Annotated in this window: 5 protein-coding genes and 1 pseudogene; 2 read left to right on the top strand and 4 right to left on the bottom strand. The window is 56.9% G+C overall.

Going from position 1 to position 5,087, the window contains the following annotated elements; translation table 11 throughout:
* Positions 1–21 precede the first annotated feature (21 nt).
* Positions 22–564: a hypothetical protein gene (locus tag ABX962_RS29715; RefSeq protein ID WP_372724961.1), complete on the top strand. Its 543-nt coding sequence runs from the start codon at positions 22–24 to the stop codon at positions 562–564.
* A 361-nt stretch (positions 565–925) separates the two neighbouring features.
* Here ABX962_RS29715 and ABX962_RS29710 read toward each other — a convergent pair whose 3' ends face one another.
* From ABX962_RS29710 to ABX962_RS29700, 3 genes are read right to left on the bottom strand one after another with little or no spacing between them, the layout of a single operon-like run.
* Positions 926–3,256 carry a hypothetical protein gene (locus ABX962_RS29710; RefSeq protein ID WP_372724959.1) on the bottom strand — a complete coding sequence of 777 codons (2,331 nt, stop codon included), beginning with the start codon at positions 3,254–3,256 and terminating at the stop codon, positions 926–928.
* Between the two features lie 5 nt (positions 3,257–3,261).
* The gene (locus ABX962_RS29705) at positions 3,262–3,711 is read right to left on the bottom strand and encodes an ExbD/TolR family protein (RefSeq protein WP_372724958.1); all 450 of its coding nucleotides are present in this window, start codon (positions 3,709–3,711) and stop codon (positions 3,262–3,264) included.
* The gene (locus ABX962_RS29700; RefSeq protein WP_372724956.1) at positions 3,711–4,130 is read right to left on the bottom strand and encodes an ExbD/TolR family protein; all 420 of its coding nucleotides are present in this window, start codon (positions 4,128–4,130) and stop codon (positions 3,711–3,713) included. The genes ABX962_RS29705 and ABX962_RS29700 overlap by 1 nt, the downstream gene beginning before the upstream one ends.
* A gap of 79 nt (positions 4,131–4,209) precedes the next feature.
* Here ABX962_RS29700 and ABX962_RS29695 point away from each other — a divergent pair, with 79 nt between their 5' ends.
* The gene (locus ABX962_RS29695; RefSeq protein WP_372724954.1) at positions 4,210–4,791 is read left to right on the top strand and encodes a class I SAM-dependent methyltransferase; all 582 of its coding nucleotides are present in this window, start codon (positions 4,210–4,212) and stop codon (positions 4,789–4,791) included.
* 38 nt (positions 4,792–4,829) lie between these two features.
* Here the strand turns inward: ABX962_RS29695 and ABX962_RS29690 are convergent.
* Positions 4,830–5,087 (bottom strand): annotated as a pseudogene (locus ABX962_RS29690) (hypothetical protein); the annotation flags it as partial.

Below are 5,087 nucleotides of genomic sequence, written 5' to 3'. Positions count from 1 at the left end.
CACCGTTAGAGGAGTTGGGGGATGAGTGGCAGATCCAAAATCACATGGTCGGTTCCTCGCTGGGCGTTTGTGCCCCAGCTTTGGCAATCGCTACGCCGCTGCATACTGAATCGTCATGCGATGCGGAACATTTGCGTCGGGACCCTCGTTTCCTGCGCCGCGATTGTCGGTGTGCTTAAAATTGCGTTTCCGGCATTGGTGATTCCGAACCTGTGGCATGTGGTTGCCGCGATTCCGATCTTACTGCTAGCGTTGGTTCTTCAATTTGGAATGCTTACCGTGCTTCGTCCGAGCGTCACATTGCGACCTGACCGACTGCAAAAATCACATGGTCAAACGGGGCTGCAGATCAAAGCGGATCAATTCGTTGCAATTCAGTTGTATGTCCATCGCCAGCACCGGATACGGCTGAAGCTGCGCTACCGTCGACGAGATCGCTTGCACACACTCGTGCTTGGTGTGCCGTGTTCGGTTGACTTGGATCAAATGATCGCAATGTTGCCGATCTCGCCCAAGATTCGAGATGCAAGAGCACGCAGGATCTGGGTTGAAAATTGCACGTAACCAGTGCTGGAATGGGAGGGCAAGAGGCAGAGGGAACAGGACGGTCGAGTTGAGGTTGAACAAGAAAAGCAAGGCCACGCGGCTGTGTTCGTTTCCGCCCGGCTTGACCGGGCGGAGCACTGCAAATGGAAGCTACATGCGGATACCTCTGCACCAACGAAGTTGGTGCAGAGGTGGCAGGAAACCGGGGAAAGCCCGCAGCGGAGCTCCGTTTCGGTTTGCGCTTATCAGAAGCGTCCAGTTGTTGCTCCGCCGAGGCAAGCTCGGGCGGAAGGGTGATTCCATGGATGCAAACGTCTTTGCAGCCGCGATGCCGGAACTCCGCTCCGCTGCGTTCCGGCCTACGAGTAGGTGAGTTTCGCTATTGTAGGTCTTGGTATTGGCGGCGAAGGTCGGGGGCCGTCGGGGGCCGCGTTAGCAGGATGTAGCGTGCTCGCTGTTGAGCTCGTTCGGCATCACCGAGCTGCTTGATCGCTCGAATGGATTCGATCTTCGCTTTATGCCAATCGTCGCTGCCGACCGGCAATCCGGCTGCTAGCCGGTCCCACCACTGAATCGATTCACGCCGCGCCTCGTCATTGTCGCTGCTGCCAAACAATGTTGCTGCCGTGCGGATGACCCAACCGGGTGAAGCGGACTCCTTGACCAGGGCTTCGACCGTCGCCTTGGCGTCCTCGATTCGCCCGAGCCAGATCTGTCGCTCGGCATGATCGAGTGAGTTGCCCGAAGGCTCCGGCCAACTTTCGATCTGGTTTGCGATCGTTACCCGTAGCGACGCGTTTTGCCGTCCGTCCTGCATCAAGCGTGCGACGGTGTCGTCCAATATGTCCGCGGGCGGAGCGGGCAGCTCGGTCGCTTGTTTTCCACGCAGACGAAATTGCAACAACGTCTCGCTGTAGGAATCCGTCCCGGCAGAATCCGGAAGATCGTTCAATGCATCGCGATCAAAAAAGTAGGCTGCAAATTCGCGGTAACGCACAACAACGTCCGCTTCGCCAAGCGAAGAGGCAAACGCTTGTTTCATTCGCGTCGTTAGCTCGCTTTGATCGGCGGGATCGCTTTCGCGGAACGCTTGCCGCCAAAGTTCCAATGCGGTTTCATCGTGGTCGAGTCCAAGTTCCGTGGCGACCTCGGCCGCTTCGACGATCCGCTTGTCGGCCGACAGCAATTTGATCAGCCAATTACCCGCTTGCGGTGCGTGCTCGCTGTCGGGCCACATGGTGACCGTGGTTCGCAGCATTGCCTCGATTTCGCTGGCCGCCGGCTTGGTTTTAGTTTTCAGCAGTACGGCTTGCAGGTGCGCTGCAGCCGCCCCGCTGCCGGTTGGTTTTAACTTGGCAACACCCGCTAAAATGTCCGCGGCATTGCCGGGCTGTTTCGCTGCAACAAAGGCTGCCGCCGCTTCGAGCGACCGCTGGATCGCCTGATTCGGGTTCGATTCGGTCATTGCGGCGCTTGCCAATAATTGTGCTGCCCGCAATGGATTGCCATCACGCAAATATTGTCGCCCTTGGGCGGCGATGATCGAGGGATCCATCCGATTGCCCGTGCCATCGGCGGACGCGTCGCCTGATTGGGAACGCAGCGAACCAATGGCGATCGTTTCGGCGCGGCGACGTCCATACGCGCCATGCCGAGTGCCAATCGAATCGATCCAATCACCGACACTGTTCTTGTTCGTGTCATTCCGCGTCAGCAGCGATTCCAAGCGAACCAAGTCCATCTCGATCGACAGCGGTGCCTGCGTAGGTTGCTTGCCATAGAACGCATCAAGTTTTTTGATCGCGTCGGCTTGGTGATTCGAATGGAGGTCGATCTGGATATCGAGTGCACGAACGCGCGAGTCGGAATCAGGCGAGACTTCACGAGCCAATTCGTCAAAGGCCCGCCGAGCTCGCTCAAAATCTTCGCTTCGCAACAACGCGACGACACGCAGTCGCTCGACTTCGTTTCGTGCTTGACATTCGCTCGGCAGTCGTGTCAGCGCTTGATCGGCCGACCGCAGTGCCGCGGTAGCGGCGGCGAGTCGGTCGTCACTGCCATTGGGGAACAGCTCGGTTTCCATCAGCTTGATTTGCACGATCTGTACTTGCGTTTCTTGCTCTAACCGCGTCAAGTCAGCAAGCATCGCCATAACGCTTGGTGACATGCTGGTTTGCGAATTCAAACGCGTCTTTTCCTCGGCAGCCGCTTTGGAAAGCGATTCGGATTTTGCCGCGGCATCGGTCAAACGGCGGAGTGCACGCTCGCCGCGGTCGGTGTCGCCGGGATTGACCATGATCGCCAACAAATCATGTTCGGCAGCAGCCAATTCGACTGCGATCTGTTGTGACTCGAGAAACAGCCTTCGAGAGTGCTCGGGATAGGCGGTGATCAACTCGGTCGTCGGTTGTTGGGCCGCGGTGATGTCTTCGTTCTCAAAATTGTCGATCGTGCGACGCCGAGCCGTTTCGAGCTCGGAGAGCCAAATCGTTTGGCGTGCGTAGAGATCACTGCTAGGCGTCGCCGATTGAAGACCACGGCGAATCAATCGCTCGGCAGTCTCGAATTCTCCTCGACGAATCAGTTCGCGGATCAGATCGGCATCGCGATCGTTCGTCACGCGGGCCACGGGCGTTTGTTCGGCAATCGCGTGCAGTTGCGGCAATGCTAAGGCGAGCATCCACAAACAATGCAGTGCGAAGGGATGCATGATGATCATGACTCGTCGTTGGCGGTAAAGAGAACTCGGTCCGCGCCGGCCGCGCGAGCGGTATCGTAAACCTTGATGGCATCGGCCATCGCAATCGTGGGTTCGGGATCGACAATCACCGGCGGCTGAACACCCAGTTTTAGAATCTCGCGAAGACGATTTTCGAGTTCGTTTGTGTCCGTGACAGGTTGTCCGTTCAGCTGAATCGTATTGCCCGCCGACGTGGCGAGCATGCGGATGACAATCTCGTCAAAAATCTCGACGGGCGGCGTGTCGGTCGATTCGTTGTTCGTGCCGACGCTGGGCGGCTGAGCAATGGCACTGGGAAGATCGAACTCGGGAAGCTCAAAGCTGCTGGTCCAGACAAAAAACACCAACAATAGAAACACGACATCGATCATCGGAGTCATTTCGACTTTCAGCGATCCTTGCAATCGTGATGACGGAATTTTCATCAGCGAGTCGCCTCACGCACCGAGAACGTGACGTCATAGATGCCTGCCAGCGCCGTTTCTCGCAGAATGGGTTCGATGTATTGGTAATGGACCGATCCGTCGGTTCGCAATCGCACTGCGGCGTCGGATCCGCTGCGTGACGCATGATCGCTCAGAATCTGCTTCAATTCGTCGATCGCGACCACGTTACCGCCCACTCGCCACTGAGATTGGTCGTCAACGGTCACGGTCAACGCCGATCGATCGGGGTTTTCGGGCAAGTAGGTGCTGGCGATCGGCAATTCGACAGGCAAATGGATCTCTTGGCGAGCCAGGTGGCTGGACACCAAGAAAAAGATAATCAGCAAAAAGACAACGTCGATCATGGGCGTCATATTGGCGCCGACCGGAGAAGTGTTGTTGGGATTAGGGACTCGCATAAGCGTCAATGTAGCGGACGCGGCTCGAGAAAATAATACGCCCTACCGCGTGGTGGCTCGATTGCGATACGCTACGTCCATGAATAACACGCTGACATTTTTGAAAAACTTCATCCGGCACCCGACCCAGGTGGGGGCGATCGCCCCGAGTAGCGCTGGGTTGGTCAAAACGATGGTCGAGTGGTTCGATTGGGAGTCCGCTCGCAACGTGGTCGAGTTTGGACCGGGGACTGGCGTTTTTACCGAGGGGATTGTCCAGCGGCTGCATCCCGACGCCAAGTTTTTTGCGATTGAACGCTCTGCCGAATTGGTCGCCGCGACGCGAACGCGATGCCCCTCGGTGACGGTGTACGAAGACAGTGTGACGAATGTGGTCGATCTGTGTCGCCGCGAATCGATGCCTCATGTCGACGCGGTGATTTGCGGTTTGCCGTGGGCTTCGTTCTCGGAATCGCTGCAAGGCGAGATCATGGATTCGATGCTGGAGGTGTTGCGACCGGGAGGCCAATTCGCAACGTTTGCTTATTGGCAGGGATTGGCTTTACCGGCAGGGCAACGTTTTTCGTCTCGGCTAAAGAAAACGTTCCCGCAGGTGGGGCGAAGTCCGACGGTATGGCGAAATTTGCCCCCTGCGTTCGTGTATCGATGCACGCGAGCGTGATCGCAATGTCGTTGATCGCGGAGCAATCAACGACATTGTTAACCGACGATTTGGTGGTAGCTCCACAGACAGATTCGCCAGGCGATGTAGATAAGTATTGCGGTATAGATCGTCACGACCACGGCCCAAAACCAACGCTCGGCGTTGGAGAACGCTTTGTTCATCCACAGCAGCGGAATGCCTAACGCCCCCATCACCAAGAACAGCACGGCGAGCACGGCACCACGACTTTGAATTAGTCGATCCGTCGATGATGTTCGCGGAGGATTGGAGGCTAATTTCGCCTCAATCGGTCT

Origin of the sequence: Novipirellula sp. (assembly GCF_041583735.1) — a bacterium.
Classification (GTDB): Bacteria; Planctomycetota; Planctomycetia; order Pirellulales; family Pirellulaceae; genus Novipirellula.
The sequence above is the reverse complement of the archived record's forward strand: the minus strand, read 5'-3'. Positions and strand labels throughout refer to the sequence as shown.